Raw genomic sequence first — 20670 nt, 5'->3', positions numbered from 1 at the left:
AGGGCGCACATGACCGACGGTCCGAGGAAGAACCGCCGCAGCCAGGCCTGGTTCGGCGCACAGGGCCGCAGCGGGATGCTGTACCGCTCCTGGATGCGCAACCAGGGCTTCGGGCACGAGGTGTTCGACGGACGTCCCGTCATCGGCATCGCGACCAGCGCCTCCGAACTCGCCCCGTGCAACGCCCATCTGACCCGCGTCGCCGAGGCCGTCGAGCGGGGCGTGTGGCAGGCGGGGGGCTTCCCGCTGCAGTTCCCCACCATGGCCACCGGCGAGACCCTGATGCGCCCCACCGCCATGCTGTACCGCAACCTCATGGCCATGGAGGTCGAGGAGCTGATCCGGGCCAACCCGCTCGACGGTGTGGTGCTGCTGTCCGGCTGCGACAAGACGACCCCCGCCATGCTCATGGGTGCCGCCAGCGTCGACCTGCCCGCCGTCATGGTCACCGGCGGGCCGATGCTGAACGGCAAGTACCGCGGCCAGGACGTGGGTTCCGGCACCCATGTGTGGAAGTTCGAGGAGGACCTGAAGACCGGCCGGATGACCGAGGAGGAGTGCTTCTTCGCCGAGGGCTGCATGGCCCGCTCCAACGGTCACTGCATGACGATGGGGACGGCGTCGACGATGGCCTGCGTGGCCGAGGCGCTCGGCATGCAGCTGCCGGGCTCGGCGGCGTGGCCCGCCGTCGACTCCCGGCGGATGGAGACCGCGCAGGCCGCCGGGCGGCGCATCGTGGGGATGGTGGAGGAGGAGCTGCGGCCCTCGCGGATCCTGACCAGGGAGGCGTTCGAGAACGCCGTCCGGGTCAACGCGGCCATCGGCGGCTCCACCAACGCCGTCATCCACCTCACGGCCCTCGCCGGACGCGTCGGCGTCGAACTGGACCTGCGGGACTTCGACGACCTGGTCCGCGCGGTGCCGACCCTGGTCAACCTGATGCCCAGCGGCACGTACCTGATGGAGGACTTCTGTTACGCGGGCGGGCTGCCCGCCGTCATGGCCGAACTCCTCGGCGGAGGGCTGCTGCACGGGGAGCCGGTCACGGTCACCGGGCGCACCGTCGCCGAGAACACCGGCGGCGCCGAACGCGTCGGCTCCGACGTCATCACCCCCCTCGACGCCCCCTTTCAGCCGGCCGGCACCGGAATCGCCGTGCTGCGCGGCAACCTGTGCCCCGACGGCGCCGTGATCAAGCAGTCCGCCGCGTCACCGCACCTGCTCACGCACCGCGGCCCCGCGCGCGTCTTCGACTCCCCGGAGGCGTACCACGAGGTCGCCGACGACCCGGACCTCGACGTCGACGAGAACACCGTGATCGTCATCCGCAACGCCGGCCCGAAGGGCTATCCCGGCATGCCCGAGGTCTCCAACGTCCCGCTGCCCGCCAAGCTGCTGAAGGCCGGCGTCACGGACATGGTGCGCGTCTGCGACGGCCGGATGAGCGGCACCGGCTACGGAACGGTGGTCCTCCACGTGGCACCCGAGGCCGCCGTCGGCGGACCGCTCGCCCTGGTACGCGACGGGGACCCCGTCGTCCTCGACGTCCCGAACCGCACCCTGGACCTGGACGTGGACGACGCCGAACTCGCGTGGCGCCGACAGGAGTGGACACCGCCCGCCGAGCGGTACGCCGGCGGCTACACCTGGCTCTACACCCAGCACGTGGAACAGGCCGACCGGGGCGCCGACTTCGGCTTCCTGCGCGGAAGCCGCGGACACGACGTCCCCCGGGACTCCCACTGAGCCCGCCCCTCGCATCCAGGAGAGCATCGATCGTGGAATCGGCAGCAGTGCGCCCCCGCCCGGTCCTCACCGCCGGTTCCGTCCTGCCGGAGGACGCCGGCCGGGCCGCCCTCGTCGCCCGCGTCCACGACCCGGAGGAGGGCGGACCGTGTGTGGCCGCGGTCCGCGGCGAGCACGTCGTCGACCTGACGGCTCACGCGCCCACCGTCTCCGGCCTCATGGAACGCGACGACGCGGCGGATATTGTCCGCGCGGCCGACGGCGGGCGCGCCTGGCGTCTGGACGACCTGCTGCAGGCCCCGCCCGGCCGCCGCGACGTGCCGCGGCTGCTCGCCCCCGTCGACCTCCAGGTGATCAAGGCCGCGGGCGTCACCTTCGCCCGGAGCCTGCTGGAACGCGTCATCGAGGAACGCACGGGCGGCGATCCGGCACAGGCCGCGAGGGTACGGGCCCGCGTCGGGCAGGTGGTGGGCGGCAGGCTCGACGGCATCCGTCCCGGATCCCCGGAAGCGGCCAGGGCCAAGGAACTGCTGCTCGCCGAAGGGCTGTGGTCGCAGTACCTGGAGGTCGGGATCGGGCCGGACCCGGAGGTGTTCACCAAGGCGCCCGTCCTGTCCGCGGTCGGCACCGGCGCCGACATCGGCGTGCTCGGCGCCTCCGTGTGGAACAACCCCGAGCCCGAGGCCGTCCTCGTCGTGGACTCGCGCGGCCGGGTGCGCGGCGCGACCCTCGGCAACGACGTCAACCTCCGTGACATCGAGGGGCGCAGCGCCCTGCTGCTGTCCCGCGCGAAGGACAACAACGCCTCCTGCGCGATCGGCCCGTTCGTCCGCGTGCTCGACGAGGACTTCGGCCTCGACGCCGTACGCGGGCTCGACATCGCACTGCGGGTCGACGGCCCGGACGGCTACGTGCTGCGGGGCGGCAGTTCGCTGCGCGAGATCAGCCGCGACGTACTGGACCTGGTGGCCGCCACGCACGGCGCGCACCACCAGTACCCGGACGGGTTCGTGCTGTTCACGGGGACGCTGTTCGCCCCGACCGAGGACCGGCAGGCGCCCGGCTCCGGCTTCACCCACGAGTACGGCGACGTCGTACGGATCTCCAGCCCGCGCCTCGGCGCCCTGGTCAACACCGTCGTCCGCAGCGAGGAGGCCGCGCCGTGGACGTTCGGTGTGGGGGCGCTGATGCGCAGCCTCGCCCGGCGCGGCCTGTTGTGAGACCTCCCGGCGGTCCGGGTGCGCGGCGGCGCCGCGCACCCCTGGTTCAGGGGGTGGGCGGCTCCTCCACGATCGTGGCGTGCAGGCGTCGTGTGTGGTCCACGTGGCGCTCGGCCCCGGTCAGCACGAGCCTGGCCGTCAGGCGGGGATCCGCGCTGGAGGCGGCCACCCGCACCTCCAGTTCACCGGGTTCGACGATCCGGCGGCCGTCGCGGCCGGTGAAGGAGGCGACGTCGGCCGGGACGGTGACGCTCAGGCGCCGGGTCTCCCCCGGCTCCAGTGCCACCCGGGTGTAGCCGACGAGGCGCTGCACCGGCTGGACGACGGAGGCGACCGGGTCGCGCAGATAGAGCTGGACGACCTCGGTGCCGGACCGCTCCCCCGTGTTGCGGACGGTGAAGGAGAACGCGAACTCTCCGTCTGTCGGGGCTTCTTGGGCCCGCACAGTCAGGTCGGTCCAGTCGAACCGCGTGTAGGACAGGCCGTGTCCGAAGGCGAACGCGGGGGTCGGGTCGACGCTGGACGCCGTGCCGGCGTGCGCGAGCCGCGCCCCGAGGTAGGTGGCCGGCTGGGATCCCGGGCCGCGCGGCACGCCGACCGGGAGCCGTCCGGAGGGGGTGACCCGGCCGCTGAGCACCCCGGCGATCGCGTGCGTGCCCTCCTCGCCCGGGAAGAAGGACTGCACGATCGCCGCGGACTCGGCGACGGCGCGGCCGAGGGCGTACGGCCGTCCGGCGAGCAGCACGGTGACCACGGGTGTCCCGAGGTCGAGCAGGGTGTCGAGCAGGTGCTGCTGGGCGCCGGGCAGGGCCAGCGTCCCGGCGTCACTGCCCTCGCCGCTGGTGCCCCGCCCGAAGAGTCCGGCGCGGTCGCCGAGCACCACCACGGCGACGTCGGCCCCGCGCGCCACCCGCGCGGCCTCGTCGAGGCCGGAGAGGTCCCCGTCGTCGACACCGGTGCCGCGGGCGGTCGTGATCTCCGCGTCGGGGAACTCGGCGGCGAGTGTCTCGCGCAGGGTGGGTGAGCAGGACGACCGCCTTCTCGGCGATCTCGCGGGCCAGCTCCCGGTTCTCGGGCCGGTCCAGGTCGATCCGGCCGCGCAGGGCCTCCGGGTCGTCCGCCTCCGCCCCGTCGAGCGCCGCCGGTACGGGGTTCCAGTCCGGGTCGAGCAGGCCGAGGGCCACCTTCTGGGTGAGCACCCGGCGCACGGCGCGGTCGACCAGCCGCTCCGGGACCCGGCCGTCGGCGACGGCCTCGGTCAGGGGCTCACCGTACGTCTTGACGTTGGGCAGTTCGACGTCGATGCCCGCCTTGAGCGCGGTGCCGGCGGCGCCCGCCCAGTCGGCGGCGACGCGGTGCCGACGAGGTACGGGTCCTCGCCGATGGTCTCCTCCACCCGGCCCCAGCGGGCGTCACGGACCACGTCCAGGACGGGGGCGAGCCCCTGGTGGACGCCGACGGAGCGCATGTCGCGGCCGATGGCGGCGGCCATCCGGCGCACCGCGTCCGGGTCGAAGGTGGCGCCCCAGGACAGCGGGACGGGATAGGCGGTGGCGCCCCAGGCGGCGAAGCCGGCCAGGCACTCCTCGTGCGCGACCGCGGGGATGCCGAACCGGTTCGTGGCGGCGATCCGGGCCTGGGTGCGGGCCAGGGAGAGGGCACCCAGGGCGGGGTCGACCGGGACGGTGCCGAAGGGGCGGGTGAGCTGGCCCAGTCCGGCGGGCAGGAGCGCGTCGAGGTCGACGGCCTCCTCCATGTCGTGCTGGTGCGGGGCCACTTCACCCCCGTCGTCGGAGGCGCCCACCCACACCCCGTACAACTGGGCGATCTTCTCCTGGAGGGTCATCGCGCCGACCAGCGCGTCGACCCTCGCGGCGACGGAGGCGGTGGGGTCGTTCCAGAGGGAGATCGTGGAGGTGTTCTCTGCGGCCACGTCGGCGTTCACTTTCCTCCCATGCCCGTCGGGCCCTGGACCAGGGCAGGACGGGCGGACCGGCGGACGAGGGGGACTTCGGGCGAGGCGGACCGCGTGGCGCCTCGGGCGTCCGCGCTCGTGTGGGCGTGGGTCAACGGCTGAACCCCGCGGTCAGACCGCTCAGCAACTGGCGGCGGCCGAAGGCGTACAGCACCAGGACGGGCAGGGTGGTCAGGACGACGGCGGCGAGCACGGCGGGGACGTTGACGCCGTACTCGCCCTGGAAGGTCCACAGGGCGAGCGGCAGGGTCCGGCGGTCCGGACTCTGGGTGAGGACCAGCGGCAGCAGGAATCCGTTCCAGATGGTCAGGGCGTTGAAGACGCTCACGGTGAGGATGGCCGGCCGGGTGAGCGGTGCCGCGAGCCGCCACAGCGTCGTCCATTCGGTGGCGCCGTCGACCCGCATCGAGTCGAACAGCTCCTTGGGGACGTCGCGGATGAAGTTGGCGAGCACCAGCACCGACAGCGGGATGGCGAAGGCGATCGACGGGAGGATCAGCGCCGTCAGACTGTCGTAGAGCCGCAGCTTGATGATGATCAGGTAGACCGGGATCACCGTGGCCTGCAGCGGGATGGCCAGGCCCATGAGGAACAGCCCGTTCACGGCCCGCAGGAACCGCATGCGCCAGCCGCGGACGATCGCGTAGGCCGCCATGAAGGAGAACACCACCGCCGGCACCACGGCGCCGACGGTCACCACGACGCTGTTCACGAAGTAGCCCAGGAAGTCGGACTCGACGACCAGCCGGTAGTTCTCCAGTGTCGGGTCGCCCGGCGGCACCAGCGGGTTGCTCGCGTAGTAGCGGCTCCGCTCCTTGAGGCTGGTGATGAGGGTCCAGTACAGGGGCACGGCGACGACGGCCAGCCAGAGCCATCCGGCCAGGCCCCCGGCCCAGTTGCGCCGGCGGGCCGACGGGCGGGAGGAGTGGTGTTCCTCCCGGTGGGTGGTCTTCCGCGGTCGTCGTGTGCTGGTGAGCGTGGTGGTCACGTCAGGCCCCCTCGAGTTGGCTCGCGCCGGCGTCCCGGCCTCCGAGGCGGCGCAGCAGCAGGGCGAGGGCGAGTCCCACGAGGACGAGGATGACCGCGATGGCGCTGGCGGGTCCCATCAGGCCGGCCTGGAACCCCCGCTTGTACATGTCCAGGGCGAGGACCCGGGTGGCGTCGCCGGGGCCGCCCTCGGTCAGGACGAAGATGAGGTCGAAGAAGGTCAGCGACCCGACCACCATCAGCGTGGACGAGGTGATGATGGTGTACTTCAGCTGCGGCAGCGTGATGCCGAAGAACTGCCGGATCCGTCCGGCTCCGTCCAACTGCGCCGCCTCGTAGAGGGACTTCGGGATCTGCTGGACGCCGCCCTGGTAGATCAGGGAGTGGAACGGGACGAACTGCCAGGAGACGACGAAGACGACGACTCCGAACGCGAGCCAGGGCCGGCCCAGCCAGTCCTGGCTGAGCGCCCCGATATCCAGTCCGGCGCCGAGCCCGAAGTTGGGGTCCAGCAGGGCCTTGTAGGCGATCGCGATCGCCGCGGAGCTGAGCATCAGCGGGACGAAGTACACCACGCCCAGCACCGCGCGGTAGCGCTGGCGGCCCGCCAGGAAGGTGCCGAGCAGAATGCTCAGCGGTGTCTGCACGAGCCAGGACACGACCATCACCAGGAACGTCACCCACAGGGCGTGCGGCAGCCCGGGGTCGGTGAGCACCTCGCGCCAACTGGTCGTTCCCGTCAGGCGGATGGCGCCGATGCCGTCCCAGGTGGTGAAGCTCAGCGCGAAGACGCCGATGAGCGGGACCACGGCGAAACCGACGAAGAACAGCAGTGCCGGTGCCGCCAGCCACGGCAGGACACCGCGCGGCTCGCGATGCCGCGTACGGCCGGTGAGCGCGCCGCTCATGCGCCGGTGACCGCGTTGAGGTTGCTCGCGAACTGCTGCGGCGAGATCGACAGCTGGAACAGCTTGACGATGTTGTCCAGCAGTGTCTCGGCGGCCGCCGGGCCGAGCGCCTGGTCCCAGGACTGGACGAACACCTTGGCCTTGCTGGCGATGTCGTAGGTGAACTGGAGGAAGTCGGCGTTCTCGGAGGCGGCCAGCAGTTTCTCCGTACCGAGCCGGATCGGGACCGACCCGGTGCCGATCCACTTCCTCACCTCCTCGTCCTGGAGGACGCCGGTGGCGAAGAACTCCTTCGCGGTCTTCTTCTGTTCGGCACTGGCCTTGGCGGAGATGGACAGGTAGTGGGCGGGGTTGCCGACCGTGTCGCTCTGGTCGCCCTTGCCGCCCTCGACGGGCGGGAAGGTCATGTAGCCGAGCGAGCCGCTGGGGACGAAGTCCCCGCCGTCGGTCTGCTGGATGCCGTACGACCAGGTGCCGTGCAGCATCATGGCGGCCCTGCCGGTGTACAGCAGCGCCTGGTCGGCGTTGGAGTCCGCGGTGATCGAGGAGAAGCCCTTGATGAACCCGTCGGCCTCGACCAGGTCCTGCAGTGCGGTCAGCGCCTTGATGGCGTCCGGGTGGGACCAGGCGTTCTTCTCGCCTTCGACGGCGGCCTGGAAGACCTCAGGACCGCCGATGCGGTCGAACAGGAACTCCAGCCACATCATGTTGGTCCACCGGGACTGGCCGCCGAGTGCGAACGGCGCTATGCCCTTGGCGTTGAACCTGGGCACCAGCGCCATGATGTCGTCCCAGGACTCCGGTGGTTCCACCCCGACCCGGTCGAAGACCTTCCTGTTGTAGTAGAGGACGATCGGCTGCACGGTCTCGCACGGCATCGCGTAGATCCTGCCGTCGACGGTCGCCGCGCCGAACGAGGACGGGAACAGCCCCTTCTTGATGTCGGGATGCTCGTCGAACCACGAGGTGAGGTCCTCGACCTGCTCCGCCTCCGCGTAGGCGCGCAGCGTCCCGCCGCCCCAGCCCCAGATGACGGTGGGCGCCTTCCCGGCACCGATGGCGGTCTTGATCTTCGTCTTGTACGCGTCGTTCTCGTAGGTCGTGTCGTCGATCCGCTCGTCGGGGTGGGCCTTGTTGAACGCGTCCACGGCGCCGGCCCTGACCCCTTCCTGCGGCTGTCCGTTCAGGTACCAGTAGGTGGCACCACCGCCCTTGCCGGGTCCTGACGAGCCGCCGCACGCGGTCAGCGCCGCGGAGGCCGGGACGGCGGCCGCCAGGCCGAGGAGGGTACGTCGAGAGAGCGCCATGATGTTCTCCGCACTCGAGAGCCGTCGGCTTCTCGTGAGTCGTGGTGATGAGTCATGGTGAAAGGTTTTCGAAACTTCTTTCCTCCAGCTCTGTTCGTGCAAGCTAGGTTTCGACCTGATGCCGTGTCAAGATGCGTGAATTCGCTTTCCCGTGGGGAAGATCCGCGTGTGGAATCGGCGTCCGAGCAGTGCTCCGGGAATCCGGGCGAGGTTCGAAACCGTTTCGAAAAGGCCGGTCGGAGGCGGGAGTGACGTCATGGCCGGGGGCTGACACACTGTCGGTGCAGGTCACACCGGGCCGTCGGCGTCCGGTGCCGGCTCACCGGTACGGTTGACCGGCTCCGTCCGCGTGGCCGGCCCGACCGGCGGACAGCCCCACCGGTGGACCCACGGCTGAGAGGAACCGATGCGACCGAACGCCAGGCGCACCACGTTGGCGGACATCGCCCGAGCGGCCGGGGTCTCCGTCGCGACCGTGTCCAAGGTGGTCAACGGACGCGGTGACGTGGCGCCGCACACCCGCGTCCGGGTGCAGGAGCTGCTGCGTCAGCACGAGTACCTGGCGCCCGTCTTCCGCCACACCGAGACCGTCGAGAACCCGACCATCGAGGTGCAGTTCCAGGGCGGCCTCAAGTCGTACGTGGCGGAGACCCTGGAGGGCATCATCGACTCGGCCGCCGCGTCGGGGGCCTCGGTGGTGGTCGGCAAGGTGTCCGGCGCCCCGCACTGGGCCCGGGACCTGGTGGCGGCCGGGCGCCGCGCCGTCATCGCGGTCACCAGCGTGTACACCGCGGCTCACCTGAACGAGCTGGCCCGGTCCGGGCTGCCGCTGGTCGTGCTGGACCCCCTGCACCTGCCGGACAGCCGGGTCCACAGCGTCGGGGCGACCAACTTCGCCGGCGGTCTGGCCGCGACCCGGCACCTGCTCTCCCTGGGCCACCGCCGCGTCGCCTATCTCGGCGGACCGGCCATGGCCGTCTGCAACCAGGCGCGCATGCACGGCTACCGCGCCGCCCTGGAGGCCGAGGGAGCGCGGGTACCGGACGGCTACGTACGGCCGGGGGAGTTCACGTACGAGTCCGGCCTGCTCGGCGCCACGGCGCTGCTGGACCTCGAGGAGGCCCCCACGGCGGTCTTCGCGGGGAACGACGAGATCGCCCTCGGCATCGTCGAGACCGCGCGCGCCCGCGGCCTGCGCGTTCCCGAGGACCTGAGCGTGGTCGGCTTCGACGACACGAGCCTGGCCCGGATGTCCTCGCCGCCCCTGACCACCGTGCGCCAGCCGCTCCGGGAGATGGGCGCCGCCGCCCTGCGCACCGCCCTGCGGCTGGCCAACGGCGAGAAGACCGAGTCGCACCACGTCGAACTCGCCACCGAACTCGTCGTACGCGCCTCGACGGCGCCTCCCCGCGAGGAGGCGCCGGCGCACGGGTGAGCACGGTGGCGGGGCGCCGGCGTGGGTCAGGGGGCGAGCAGCAGGCTGTCGCCGCGCTCCTTGGCCGCGGTGTAGCGCCGGGCCACGTCCTGCCAGTTGACCACCTGCCACATGGCCTCGATGAAGTCGACCTTCTGGTTCCGGTACTGCAGGTAGAAGGCGTGCTCCCAGGCGTCGAAGACCAGGATCGGGGTGGAGCCCTGGCCGACGTTGCCCTGGTGGTCGTAGACCTGCTCGACGATCAGCCGGCCGCTCAGCGGCTCGTAGGCGAGGACGCCCCAGCCCGAACCCTGCGTGGTGGCCGACGCCTTGGACAGCTGCGCCTTGAAACGGTCGAAGGAGCCGAAGGACTCGGCGATCGCGTCCGCCAGCTCCCCCACACCGTCCTTCTCCAGCGGCTCGCCGCCGCCGTCACCGGTCATGTTGTGCCAGTAGATGGAGTGCAGGATGTGTCCGGAGAGGTGGAAGGCCAGGTTCTTCTCCAGGCCGTTGATGGAGCCCCACGTCTCCTTCTCCCGCGCCTCGGCGAGCTGCTCGAGGGTGTCGTTGGCTCCCTTCACATAGGCCGCGTGGTGCTTGTCGTGGTGCAGCTCGATGATCTCGGGGCTGATGACCGGGGCGAGTGCCGCGTAGTCGTACGGGAGCTCCGGGAGCGTGTACAGCGCCATGTCCAACGTCCTCCACTGTTATTGCAACTCATGTGCAAGTGCAGGCTAACAGCAGGAGGCGTGGACTCGTGGCTACTCCGGCACCGCGCCCAGCGTCTTCAGGACGCCGTACACGCCGACGCACAGGATCGCCACGCTGCTCAGGACCAGGGCCGCGGTGAGCCAGGGGTTGGCGCGGAAGCGCTTCGGGACCCCGGTGTGGCGCAGCCGCCACACGGCGACGACCACGGCGAGCAGGAAGATCCCGCCGCCGATGCCGCCGATCTGCACCATCAGGACCGGCGACTGCATCCAGAGGAAGAAGCAGGTCCACAGCAGCGGCAGGCACCAGGTGAGGACGCGGATGGCGCGGGTGCGGGCGCGGACGTCGCTCCAGTCGACGACGCCGAGCAGGCCGAGCGTGTTGGTCCACAGCCGGGGCACGGAGGCGGTGGAGCCGATGAGGGTGGAGAAGAGGACGGCGAACGCGCCGACGAGGAACAGGTACTCGGCCCAGGGGCCCATGGTGTCCGTGTAGATGCGGGACAGCGTGGTGATCATCTCGTTGCCCTCGGGCACCAGGCCCTGCGGGTGGAGCACGGCCGCGCCGATGACGTAGAAGGACAGGGTGCACAGCACGCAGACGGCGAGACCCGTCAGGGCGTCCAGGCGCATCACCTTGATCCAGCCCTCGGCGCGGCGGGCGCGCTCCTCGCTGCCGTCGTCGGGGCCGGTCCAGCGGGCGTAGCCCTTCTCCAGGCACCAGTAGGTGTACGTCGTCATCTCGTCGGCGCCGACGCCGGTGATGCCGAAGACGGCGAGCGCGATGCCGACGGTGCCGGCCGGGATCTCGAAGCCGAAGCCGCTGCCGAGTTCGCTTCCGCCGTAGCCGAACTCGGTGCCGGGCAGGCCGACCGCGAGGCTGACGGTGACGAGGGTGAAGACGACGACGGAGACGAGGCAGGCGCGTTCGACGAGGCTGTACTTGCCGGACTGCAGCAGCAGGATCGCGGCGACCGTGACGACGACGGCCCACAGCGCCAGGGAGCCCCAGCTCAGCGGTTCGCCGATGACCGGCCACAGCACCGAACAGGCCGCCGCCGTACCGCCGATGATGCCTCCGCGCTGGAACATCTTGGCGAAGTCCATGCCGATCCAGAGCCAGTTGATCCAGCTCAGCCGGCCGATGCGGGGGCCGACCTCGCGGTAGCCCTCGAGCGCGGTGCGCCCGTTGAGGATGGTCCACTGGGCCAGTTCCATCTGGACCCAGACCTTGACCGCGGTCGAGACGATCACCAGCCACAGCAGCGCGAAGCCGGCCTGGGCGCCGAGCGCGGTGGTGGTGATCAGCTCGCCGGAGCCGACGACGGCGGCCGACAGCACGAAGCCGGGGCCGAGATGGCGGATCCGGTCGCGGAAGGCGGTGGGCGCCGGGCGGGCGTCCTCGGGGCGCAGGGCGTACGGATCGGCCTGCGCGTGCTCCGCCGCTGGGGCGGTGGCGGTGGTCGACATGGCGGTGTTCCTTTGCTGGATCCGGCGCCGTCGCCGGAGCGGAAGGCAGACAGGGCGGGTAAGGGCATGGGGGGTGACGTGGTGGGTCGGCGGCGGGGTCAGCCGGCCGCGTGGCGCGGGGACTCGCCGGCGAGGACACGGAGTACGTCCTCGGCGACCATCAGGCCCATCGCGCGGTTGGCCTCCGGGGTGCAGGCGGCCATGTGGGAGGTGAGGGTGAGCCGGGGCGCCGTGCGCAGGACGTGGCCGGCCGGGAGGGGCTCGACGGCGAAGGCGTCGAGCGCGGCGGCGGCCAGGTGCCCGGAGCGCAGGGCGGCGGCGAGCGCGGTGTCGTCGACGAGGCCGCCGCGGGCGGCGTTGACGAGGATCGCGCCGGGTTTCATGGCGGCCAGCCGGGCGGCGTCGAGGAGCGGCGCCCCGGCGGGCGGGAGGTGCAGGGTGACGACGTCGGCGCGGGCGAGGAGCGCGTCCAGGGCGACGGGCTCGGCGTCCGCCGCCCTTACCGCGTCGTCGGGGACGTACGGGTCGTGGGCGAGGACGTCCATCCCGAAGGCGCGCGCGTAGCCGGCGACGAGCCGGCCGATCCGGCCGAGGCCGACGACGCCGAGGGTCCGGCCGTGCAGTTCGGGGCCGAAGAGCTTGGGCCAGCCGCCCCCGGTGACGGCCGTGTGGGAGGCGCTGATCCGGCGGGCGGCGTCGAGGACGAGGCCGAAGGTGTACTCGGCGACGGCCCGGGAGTTGGAGCCGGGCGCGAAGACCACGGGGATGCCGCGTTCGCGGGCGGCGGCGACGTCGATGGTGTCGGTGCCGACGCCGTGCTTGGCGATGACCTTCAGCCGCGGGGCGGCGTCCATGACCTCGGCGGTGACCGGGTCCATGCCGGCGACGAGCGCGTCGGCGCCGGCGATCCGGGCGAGCAGTTCGTCGTACGGCAGCGCCCGGTCGTCGTACGGGCGGACCGGGCCCGCGCCGCCGTCGGCGAGGAGGGTCCAGGGGTCGGGCGAGTGGCGGGCGAAGGTGGGCGTGGTGATGAGGGTGGTGCGGGCGGGTGCGCTCATGCCCGGCCGCCCTTCCGTGCCGCGTCCAGGTGGGTGGCGGCGATCTGCTGGAGGTGGACCACGTCGGCGGCGACGGAGGCGAAGGTGAAGCCCTCGTCGAGCCGGCGGGCGGCGCTCGCGCCGTCGCCGTTGTGGATGCCGGCGGCGATGCCCGCGGCCGCGGCGGCCGTGCGGATGCGGGTGAGGGCCCGCTCGAACGCGTCGGCCACGTCCGGGTCGGTGGAGGTTTTGCCCCCGATGGCCAGGCGCAGGTCGGACGGGCCGACGTAGACGCCGTCGAGTCCCGGGACGGCGCAGATCTCCTCGACGTTGGCGAGCCCGTCGGCGGTCTCGATCATGGCGAGGACGGCGGTCTGCTCGTGGGTGTCGGCCGGGTCCGGGCCGATGCGGAGCTGGGCGCGCATGGGGCCGTAGGAGCGGCGGCCGTGCGGCGGGTAGCGCACGGCGGCGACCGCGTCGGCGGCGTCCCGCGCGGTGTCGACGAGCGGCACGATGACGGCGGCGGCGCCCGCGTCGAGCGCGCGGCCGATGTACGTGGGGTCGTTGGCCTCGACGCGGACCATGCCGACGGCGGTGGAGCCGCGGGTGTCGGTGGCGATGAGGTTGTTCAGCAGGCCCTGGTAGCCGAAGAGGCCGTGCTGGGCGTCGAAGGCGAGGTAGTCGTAGCCGAGCCGGGCGAGGCGTTCGGCGGCGACGGGCGAGTCGAGCAGCGACCAGTAGCCGATGAGGCGCTGGCGGTCGCGCAGGGCTGCGGTGAAGTGCGCGGCGGTGGTCATGGGGCGGCTCCGGGCAGGTGGGGTACGGCGGTGGTCAGCGGTGGTAGGCGGGCATCGGGCCGCGCAGCACGGAGCCGACGGCGTCGCAGGCGGCGGTCACGTCCGCGGGCAGCGGACCGGCCTGGGCGGCGGCGATGTTGGCCCGCAGGTGTTCCGGCCGGGAGCCGCCGAGCAGGAGCGCGTCGGTGGAGGGGCGGTCCAGCAGCCAGCGCAGGGCGAGTTCGGTGAGCGGGAGGCCGGCCCCGTCGGCGATCTCGGTGAGCCGGGCGACGGCGGCGAAGAGGTCCTCGTTCCAGTAGCGCTCCCGGTACATCGCGGCGAGTCTGGAGTCGCCGAAGCGGCCGGTGGCGGGGTCGGCCTCGAAGCGGTGCCGGCCGGTGAGGAGGCCGCCGCCGAGCGGGTTGTAGACCATGGTGCGCAGTCCGCTCACCGCCGCGTACTCGACGTACTCCTCCTCGATCCGGCGGGCGAGGAGGTTGTGCAGCTGCTGTGCGACGACCGGGCGCGGGGCGCCGGTCGCGTCGGCGGTGCGGGTCAGTTCGGCGATCTGCCAGGCGGCGTAGTTGGAGACGCCGAGGGCGCGGACCTTCCCCTCCGCGACGAACTCGGCCACGGTCGCGAGGGTCTCGGCGAGCGGCGTACGGCGGTCCGGCTGGTGCAGGTAGAAGAGGTCGACGTGGTCGGTGCCGAGCCGCTTCAGGCTGCCCTCGAGGGCGGCCCGCAGACCGGCCGGGGAGAGCGGGGCGTGCTCGCCCTGGTCGGGGTGCGGGATGCCGGCCTTGGTGGCGAGCACGATCCGGTCCCGGCGCCCGGGCAGCAGCCCGGCGAGGATCCGCTCGCTCTCGCCGCCCGCGTAACCGTTGGCCGTGTCCACGCCGGTGAGGCCGGCGTCGAGGGCGGTGTCCAGCATGGCGGCGGCGCCCGCGCGGTCGACGGTGTCGCCGAACGTCATGGTGCCCAGGACCAGGCGGGAGAGCGGTACGGGGACGGACGGGAGCTCGATGCCCTGCGGGCTTCCCTGGGGACTTCCTTGGGGGCTTCCCTGTGCGCTTCCCTGCGGGCTTCCGTGCGGGCCGGGGCGGGTGCCGGTGCTCACGAGTGGTTCCTTCCGGAGCGGGCGGGTGGCTTCTCGGTGGGTGAACGCTCGCATGACTGCGCGTTATGCGCAAGAGTCTCGCGCGAATCGCGCAATCTATGTCATCATCGGGGCACTACGGCGCCGAGTTCCCGGAGGAGGTCCGCATGTGCCGTCGAAACGGCATCCCGGTCGTCGCGCTCGCCGACGACCTGTCGGGGGCGGCGGAGGCGGCCGCGCTGCTGCGGGTGCCCTCGCGGCTCGTGCTGCACGTCGACGACCTGGGAGTATCCGGTGCCGACGGGGAGGCCGTGGTGATGGACCTCGACTCGCGGTACCTGGACGACGAGGCGGCGGCCGATGCCGTACGGGCCGCGCTGGGCGTGGTGGAAAGGCCCCCGGCCGCCGCCGGCACCCCCACGGACACGGACAGGGACACCGCCAGCTCTCGCGCGTTTCGCGCAGTCAACTCCTCCGAGGCGTACGGCGATCCGCTCTGGTTCAAGAAGTGCGACTCGCTGCTGCGCGGGCCGGTGGGCGCGGAGGCGGCCGCCTTCGCGGAAGGGGCCGAGGTCCTGGTGATCGCGACGGCCCTGCCCGCCGCACGGCGCGTGGTGCGCGGCGGCGTGGTGCTGGTCGACGGGGTGCCGCTGCACGAGTCCCCGGCCTGGCGCGCCGAGGAGCGCGCCGCGCCGCGGTCCGTCGCCGGGGCACTGGCACCGCTGCCGACCGCGGAGGTGCCGCTGGAGACCGTGCGGCAGGGCCCCATCGCGCTGGCCGGCCGCTTCCGGGAGCTGTCGGTCCGCGGACGGCACCCGGTCTGCGACGCGGAGACCGACACCGACCTGACGGTGATCGCCGCCGCGGCGGCACTCCTCGGCCCGGGCGCCCGTCTTCTGGGCAGCGGCGGCCTGGCGGCGGCCCTCGGCCGCCGGCTCGCCGCGCGACGCGCGCACGGGCCGTCGGCGGGAGCCGGGCCCGTGGCCGCCCCGCCGAGGGCGACGGCGGTGCCGGCCGGCGTCTCCGCCCGGCCGGCCGCCGGGGACGGGGGGCCGTCGGGAGCCGGGGGTGCCGCGCGGCCGCTGCTCGTCGTCGCCGGGAGCGCGGAGCCGGTGGTGGCCGAGCAGGTCGCCCTGCTGGTCGCGGCCGGGGCCCGGCATCTGCCGCTGGCGCCCGGAGAGCTCGCCGGGGCGGACGGCGTCGTCCTGCCCGCGCTCGTGCCCGGCGCGGTGACCGTGCTGTCCGTCGACGGATCCGACGGCGTCCGGCCCGGTGCGGCACGCGCGGTCGTGGCCGGACTGGCACGGGCCGTCTCCGCCGTGCCGGGGCGCCCGGACCTCGTCCTGACCGGCGGCGAGACGGCCCGCCGGGTGCTCGACGCGCTCGGTGTCACGACGCTCCGGCCCGTCGGCGAGATCCACCACGGTGCCGTGCACTGCAGGACCCCCGACGGCCGGTCGGTCGTCACCCGCCCCGGGAGCTTCGGCGGCCCGGACTCGTTCGTCCGTATCGCGGCGGCACTCCGCCCCTCTCAGCAAGGAGTCACCCAGTGAACGCGCAGCAGCCCCTCCCCCTCATCGGTGTCACCATGGGCGACGGCGCCGGTATCGGGCCCGAGGTGATCGTGCCCGCCGTGCTGGACGCCGCGACGCTGGGCCGGTGCCGGCCGGTGGTGATCGGTGACGCCGCCCGGCTGCGGGAAGCGGCCCGGATCCTCGGCACCGACTGCGAGATCGTGTCCGTGCCGACGCCGGCGGAGGCCGAGTCCGCGCCCGGCCGGATCAATGTCGTCGACCTCGGCCTGCTCCCCGCCGACCTGCCCTGGGGCGCCCTGTCCCCCGTCGCCGGGAACGCCGCGTACGAGTACGTCAGGCGGGCCGCGGAACTGGCCCTCGCCGGTGAGATCGACGGCATCTGCACCGCCCCCCTCAACAAGGAGGCGCTGCACGCCGCCGGGCACGTCTACCCCGGACACACCGAACTGCTCGCCCACTTCACCGGCGTGGATGAGGTGTCGATGATGCTCTCCACCGAGAAGGTGAAGGTCATCCACGTCACCACCCACATCGGCCTCATCGACGCCGTCAACCGGATCGAGCCCGGCCTGGTCGAGCGGACCGTGCGCCGCGGCCACGAGGCCATGGTCCGCGCCGGGGTGGCCGCGCCCGTCATCGGCGTCTGCGGCATCAACCCGCACGCCGGCGAGAACGGCCTGTTCGGCTACGGCGAGGAGGAGGAGAAGATCGTCCCCGCGCTGGAGACGGTGCGCCGCGACGGCATCGACGCGCGCGGCCCGCTGCCCGCCGACACCGCGTTCTTCCTGGCCTCGCGGGGCGACTACGACCTCATCGTGGCGATGTACCACGACCAGGGCCACGGCCCGGTCAAGGTGCTCGGCATCGAGGCGGGCGTCAACCTCACCGTCGGCCTGCCGGTGATCCGCACCTCCGTCGACCACGGCACGGCCTTCGACATCGCCGGTACGGGCAAGGCCGAGGCCGGTAGCATGATCGAGGCGCTGCGGCAGGCCGCCGAGATGTCCACCGCCCGCTGAACCCACGTACCGCGAAGGACACTTGATGCCGCCCAACGGATCCCAGGCTCGGCGCGAGGAGATCCTGCGACTCGCCACCACCACCGGCCTGGCCAGCGTCGAGGAGCTGTCCCGGCACTTCGGCGTGACCGCCTCCACCATCCGCCGCGACCTCGCCCGGCTCACCGCCGACGGCCGGCTGGCCCGCACCTACGGCGGGGCGATGGCGCTGAACGCGCACCCGGAGGCGTCGCTGCGCCAGCGCACCACGGAGGCGTACGCGCAGAAGCGGGCCATCGCCCGGTGGGCGGCGGCCCAGGTCCGGCCCGGTGAGACCGTGTTGCTGGACGCCGGGTCGACGGTCGGGGCGCTGGCGCACGAACTGCGCACGGCGCGGGACCTCACGGTCGCCACGACCGGTCTGACCGCGCTGCACGAGCTGGCGGACGTCGAGTCCGTCCACGTGGAGTGTCTGGGCGGCACGTTGCGGCCGCTCAGCCAGGCGTTCGTCGGGCCGCTGACGGAGGCGGCGCTGGAGCGGATGACGTTCGACCGGGTCTTCCTGTCCGCGGACGGGGTGACCGCCGACGGCGGGATCTGCGAGGCGGACCTGCGGCAGACCCGGCTGAAGGAACTGATGGCCCGGCGGGCCGCCCGGACGTATGTGCTGGCGCACGCGGCGAAGCTGGGGCGGGCCCCGTTCCACGCGTGGGCCGCGCTGCCGCAGGGGTGGACGCTGGTCACGGACACGTCGGCGGCGGAGGCGGACGTGTCGGCGTTCAGGGAACGCGGTACGCGGGTGGTGCTGGCGGAGGCCGTGGAGGAACCGGCACCGCCGGAGAGGGACTGAACAGCGGGACCGGCGCACCGCGCCGATGCGGGCCGGGGGTGGGGTCGCGCGGCCCGGCACCTGCCGGGTGCCTCCCCGTCGTCCACCTGTACCGCCCCCCGGGCCCTTCCGGGCTCCGGGGAAGGCACGACCGCCCGCGGGGACGGCGGGGGACCGCCAGGCGAACCACCTCAGCCGGCCGGCGTCTTCACCGGGCGTCGGCCCCGGCCGTCGCGGTCGGCGCCGCCGTCACCGGCCGGGGGTGCCGACGGCCCGGACGCGGTCGCGGCCCTGGAGGACGACGTCTACGCCCGCACCGTGGAGCGTTCGCCGGACGGCGTGGCGGCCGTGGCGGCCGTGCCGGACGGGCCGGACCGGGGCGGCCTGCCGGGCCCGGCCTGACCGCCGGCGGTGCGCCCGGCCCCCGTCACTCCCCCTCCCCTTCGTCCTCGTCCGGGCCGGCCTTGAACAGGCGGGCCGACTTGTCCTCCTGGGCGAGGCGGCGCATGGCCAGCAGGGCCGGTTCCAGGAGGACCGAGACCAGGACCGCGCGTTCGGCCAGCTCCAGCACGCCGGACACGCCGTCCATCTGCCGGACGTCCAGCTCCGAGATACGGTCCGCCAGCCGCGCGTAGGGCAGCAGGGACCGCCAGTCGATGTCCGAGCCCAGGTCCGACAGGGCGTCCAGGACTTCACCGAGGCTCCATATGGCGGCGGCGCCGGAGTGCACCTCCCAGCCCATCGCGGCGACCAGTTCGCGCGCGTCGGTGACGCCGCGCGTCTCCTCGCCCGCCTCCCGCCGCTCCCGTTCCCGCGCCTGCTTCTGCTGCTGGGTGGCGGGGCGGGCGTCGGTCACGATGCCGAAGATCTCGTGCAGATCGCCGCCCTGCTCCGCGACGGCGCCCAGGATCTCCTTCACCGCCCCCACCGGCAGCCGCCGTACGCCGACCAGCGTGCGGACGAGACGGAGGCGGCGCAGGTGCTCCTCGCCGTAGTCGGCCTGGTTGGCGGCCGTCGCCCGGCCCGGGGGCAGCAGACCGTCCCGTAGGTAGTACTTGATCGTGGGGATGGAGACGCCGCTGCGGCGGCTGAGTTCCGAGATTTTCACAGAGCCTCGCTTGCTCACTGGCCAACGGATAATGGATCGCACTACTATCTATTATGAGTCGAGCCGGTCGGCTCACCCTTCCCACGCGACGGGGGTATTTGTCATGAACGCTCTCAAAAAACCCTTATGGTCGGTCATCCTCGCATGCAGTCTGCCGATGTTCATGGTCGCGCTCGACAACCTGGTGGTGACAACCGCGCTGCGGACCATGGCCGTCGACCTCGACGCGTCCACCGAGGATCTGCAGTGGTTCGTCAACGCCTATGTCCTCAGCTTCGCTTGTCTGTTGCTGACCGGGGCGGCGCTGGGTGACCGGTTCGGCCGGCGCCGGGTCTTCGTGACCGGCATCGCGCTGTTCACCCTGGCATCGATCGGCTGCGGCCTCGCCGACAGCAGCGAACAGCTCATCCTCATGCGGGCGTTGCAGGGTATCGGCGCCTCGGCCGTGATGCCGCTGTCGCTGACGCTGCTCGCGGAGGAGGTGCCGGAGCACAGGCGTGGTCTGGCCCTCGGGCTGTGGTCCGCGGTCAGCGGTACGGCCGTGGCGTTCGGGCCCGTGGTGGGCGGCGCGGTGGTCAACGGCCTGGACTGGCAGTGGATCTTCTGGATCAACGTCCCGGTGTGCCTGGTGGCGATTCCGCTGGTGCTGTCCGTGCTCCGGGAGAGCTCCCTGGCCGGCACCCGGCTCGACCTGCCCGGCATGCTCCTCGCCACGGCGGGACTCCTCGCGACCGTCTGGGCGATCGTGAACGGCGAGGAGGAGGGCTGGGGTTCGGGCCCCGTCCTGTCGGCGTTCACCGGCGGAGCCGTCCTGCTGACCCTGTTCGCGCTGTGGGAGCGCCGGGCGGCCCAGCCGCTGCTTCCGCTCTCCTTCTACCGCGAGCGGACCTTCGTCCTGTCCAACCTGGTCTCCGCGAGCATGTACTTCGGCGTCTTCGGGTCGATCTTCCTGCTGGCGCAGTTCCTCCAGGTCGCGCCCGTCCGCACCCCGCTGGAGGCCGGTGTGCTCACGCTGGCCTGGACCCTGATGCCGATGTTCGTCGCGCCGGTCGCCGGCGCCCTGACCGACCGGGTGGGCGGCGGACGGCTGATGGCCCTCGGCCTCTTCCTCCAGGCGGCCGGACTGGCCTGGATCAACCTGGTGGCCACGTCGGACACCCCGTACGCGCGCATGGTCGGCGCCATGGTCGTCGCGGGCGTCGGCATGGGCCTCGTCTTCGCGCCGACGGCGGCGGTGGTACTGGGCGCGGTCGGGCCGCGGCACCGCGGCAAGGCGTCCGGCGCCAACAGCACCGTCCGTGAGATCGGCGGCGCCCTCGGCACCGCCATCCTGAGCAGCGTCTTCATACGCTACGGCGACGACCGCACCGCTCAGGGCTTCGTGGACGGCATGCGCCCCGGCATCTGGATCGGCGTCGCCGTGGTCCTCGCGGGCGCCCTGTGCGCCCTCGCCATCCCCCGCCCCGCCACCACCCCGGCCCCCGTACCCGAGGACCACGAACCCGACCGGACCCCCAGCCCGGCGACCCGCTGAGCCCCGGCCCGCCCCTCCCG

16 protein-coding genes and 1 pseudogene are annotated in these 20670 nt (G+C 72.8%); 7 read left to right on the top strand and 10 right to left on the bottom strand.

The window, feature by feature from the left end; translation table 11 throughout:
* Nucleotides 1-9 precede the first annotated feature (9 nt).
* Nucleotides 10-1746: an IlvD/Edd family dehydratase gene (locus tag IH50_RS0104635; RefSeq protein WP_030857490.1), complete on the top strand. Its 1737-nt coding sequence runs from the start codon at nucleotides 10-12 to the stop codon at nucleotides 1744-1746.
* Between the two features lie 32 nt (nucleotides 1747-1778).
* Nucleotides 1779-2966 carry a fumarylacetoacetate hydrolase family protein gene (locus IH50_RS0104630; protein ID WP_030857488.1) on the top strand — a complete coding sequence of 396 codons (1188 nt, stop codon included), beginning with the start codon at nucleotides 1779-1781 and terminating at the stop codon, nucleotides 2964-2966.
* Between the two features lie 46 nt (nucleotides 2967-3012).
* Here the strand turns inward: IH50_RS0104630 and IH50_RS37435 are convergent.
* The 4 genes and pseudogenes from IH50_RS37435 to IH50_RS0104610 all read right to left on the bottom strand — a co-directional run bounded on the left by IH50_RS37435 (nucleotide 3013) and on the right by IH50_RS0104610 (nucleotide 8143).
* A pseudogene (locus tag IH50_RS37435) lies at nucleotides 3013-4911 on the bottom strand (glycoside hydrolase family 3 C-terminal domain-containing protein).
* Nucleotides 4912-5032: 121 nt separating this feature from the next.
* Entirely contained in the window at nucleotides 5033-5929 is an 897-nt protein-coding gene (locus IH50_RS0104620; protein WP_030857486.1) for a carbohydrate ABC transporter permease, read from the bottom strand.
* A gap of 1 nt (nucleotide 5930) precedes the next feature.
* On the bottom strand, nucleotides 5931-6836 hold the full coding sequence (locus tag IH50_RS0104615; protein WP_030857484.1) for a carbohydrate ABC transporter permease: 906 nt from the start codon (nucleotides 6834-6836) through the stop codon (nucleotides 5931-5933).
* Nucleotides 6833-8143, bottom strand: a complete 1311-nt coding sequence (locus tag IH50_RS0104610) for an extracellular solute-binding protein (protein WP_030857483.1) — start codon at nucleotides 8141-8143, stop codon at nucleotides 6833-6835. Before IH50_RS0104610 ends, IH50_RS0104615 begins: the two co-directional genes overlap by 4 nt.
* Before the next feature lie 406 nt (nucleotides 8144-8549).
* On the opposite strand from IH50_RS0104610, the gene IH50_RS0104605 reads away from it, so the two are divergent.
* Nucleotides 8550-9578 carry a LacI family DNA-binding transcriptional regulator gene (locus tag IH50_RS0104605; protein ID WP_030857482.1) on the top strand — a complete coding sequence of 343 codons (1029 nt, stop codon included), beginning with the start codon at nucleotides 8550-8552 and terminating at the stop codon, nucleotides 9576-9578.
* A gap of 26 nt (nucleotides 9579-9604) precedes the next feature.
* Here the strand turns inward: IH50_RS0104605 and IH50_RS0104600 are convergent, their stop codons facing one another.
* From IH50_RS0104600 to IH50_RS0104580, 5 genes are all read right to left on the bottom strand, one after another.
* Nucleotides 9605-10246, bottom strand: coding sequence for a superoxide dismutase (locus IH50_RS0104600; protein WP_030857481.1), 642 nt, complete (start codon nucleotides 10244-10246; stop codon nucleotides 9605-9607).
* 72 nt (nucleotides 10247-10318) lie between these two features.
* A complete protein-coding gene (locus tag IH50_RS0104595) occupies nucleotides 10319-11737 on the bottom strand; it encodes an Nramp family divalent metal transporter (RefSeq protein ID WP_030857480.1) in 1419 nt (472 codons plus the stop codon).
* 98 nt (nucleotides 11738-11835) lie between these two features.
* On the bottom strand, nucleotides 11836-12795 hold the full coding sequence (locus IH50_RS0104590) for a phosphoglycerate dehydrogenase (RefSeq protein WP_030857479.1): 960 nt from the start codon (nucleotides 12793-12795) through the stop codon (nucleotides 11836-11838).
* Nucleotides 12792-13571, bottom strand: a complete 780-nt coding sequence (locus IH50_RS0104585; RefSeq protein WP_030857478.1) for an HpcH/HpaI aldolase family protein — start codon at nucleotides 13569-13571, stop codon at nucleotides 12792-12794. Before IH50_RS0104585 ends, IH50_RS0104590 begins: the two co-directional genes overlap by 4 nt.
* 34 nt (nucleotides 13572-13605) lie before the next feature.
* On the bottom strand, nucleotides 13606-14667 hold the full coding sequence (locus tag IH50_RS0104580) for an aldo/keto reductase (RefSeq protein WP_420709006.1): 1062 nt from the start codon (nucleotides 14665-14667) through the stop codon (nucleotides 13606-13608).
* A 146-nt stretch (nucleotides 14668-14813) separates the two neighbouring features.
* Between IH50_RS0104580 and IH50_RS0104575 the strand changes: the two genes are divergently transcribed.
* From IH50_RS0104575 to IH50_RS0104565, 3 genes are read left to right on the top strand one after another with little or no spacing between them, the layout of a single operon-like run.
* Nucleotides 14814-16199, top strand: a complete 1386-nt coding sequence (locus IH50_RS0104575) for a four-carbon acid sugar kinase family protein (protein ID WP_030857476.1) — start codon at nucleotides 14814-14816, stop codon at nucleotides 16197-16199.
* Complete coding sequence (gene pdxA / locus IH50_RS0104570; protein WP_030857475.1) at nucleotides 16196-17200, top strand: 4-hydroxythreonine-4-phosphate dehydrogenase PdxA; 1005 nt, start codon at nucleotides 16196-16198, stop codon at nucleotides 17198-17200. The genes IH50_RS0104575 and pdxA overlap by 4 nt, the downstream gene beginning before the upstream one ends.
* 25 nt (nucleotides 17201-17225) lie before the next feature.
* A complete protein-coding gene (locus tag IH50_RS0104565) occupies nucleotides 17226-18029 on the top strand; it encodes a DeoR/GlpR family DNA-binding transcription regulator (protein ID WP_030857474.1) in 804 nt (267 codons plus the stop codon).
* 406 nt (nucleotides 18030-18435) lie between these two features.
* Here IH50_RS0104565 and IH50_RS0104555 read toward each other — a convergent pair whose 3' ends face one another.
* A complete protein-coding gene (locus IH50_RS0104555) occupies nucleotides 18436-19116 on the bottom strand; it encodes a MerR family transcriptional regulator (RefSeq protein ID WP_037872006.1) in 681 nt (226 codons plus the stop codon).
* 157 nt (nucleotides 19117-19273) lie between these two features.
* On the opposite strand from IH50_RS0104555, the gene IH50_RS0104550 reads away from it, so the two are divergent.
* Nucleotides 19274-20650 (top strand): MFS transporter, encoded by a 1377-nt coding sequence (locus tag IH50_RS0104550; RefSeq protein WP_234328081.1) that lies wholly within the window; start codon nucleotides 19274-19276, stop codon nucleotides 20648-20650.
* Nucleotides 20651-20670: the final 20 nt, after the last annotated feature.

This window comes from Streptomyces sp. NRRL S-37 (assembly GCF_000721605.1).
GTDB lineage: Bacteria > Actinomycetota > Actinomycetes > Streptomycetales > Streptomycetaceae > Streptomyces.
This window is presented reverse-complemented; position numbering and strand designations above follow the sequence as displayed.

Excerpts from the sequence above, each read along its gene's own strand:
- IH50_RS0104615 (WP_030857484.1), bottom strand. The coding sequence starts at position 6,836 with ATGAGCGGCGCGCTCACCGGCCGTACGCGGCATCGCGAGCCGCGCGGT.
- IH50_RS0104635 (WP_030857490.1), top strand. The coding sequence starts at position 10 with ATGACCGACGGTCCGAGGAAGAACCGCCGCAGCCAGGCCTGGTTCGGC.
- IH50_RS0104610 (WP_030857483.1), bottom strand. The coding sequence starts at position 8,143 with ATGGCGCTCTCTCGACGTACCCTCCTCGGCCTGGCGGCCGCCGTCCCG.
- IH50_RS0104600 (WP_030857481.1), bottom strand. The coding sequence starts at position 10,246 with ATGGCGCTGTACACGCTCCCGGAGCTCCCGTACGACTACGCGGCACTC.
- IH50_RS0104590 (WP_030857479.1), bottom strand. The coding sequence starts at position 12,795 with ATGAGCGCACCCGCCCGCACCACCCTCATCACCACGCCCACCTTCGCC.
- IH50_RS0104550 (WP_234328081.1), top strand. The coding sequence starts at position 19,274 with ATGTTCATGGTCGCGCTCGACAACCTGGTGGTGACAACCGCGCTGCGG.
- IH50_RS0104565 (WP_030857474.1), top strand. The coding sequence starts at position 17,226 with ATGCCGCCCAACGGATCCCAGGCTCGGCGCGAGGAGATCCTGCGACTC.
- IH50_RS0104585 (WP_030857478.1), bottom strand. The coding sequence starts at position 13,571 with ATGACCACCGCCGCGCACTTCACCGCAGCCCTGCGCGACCGCCAGCGC.
- IH50_RS0104575 (WP_030857476.1), top strand. The coding sequence starts at position 14,814 with ATGTGCCGTCGAAACGGCATCCCGGTCGTCGCGCTCGCCGACGACCTG.
- IH50_RS0104595 (WP_030857480.1), bottom strand. The coding sequence starts at position 11,737 with ATGTCGACCACCGCCACCGCCCCAGCGGCGGAGCACGCGCAGGCCGAT.
- IH50_RS0104605 (WP_030857482.1), top strand. The coding sequence starts at position 8,550 with ATGCGACCGAACGCCAGGCGCACCACGTTGGCGGACATCGCCCGAGCG.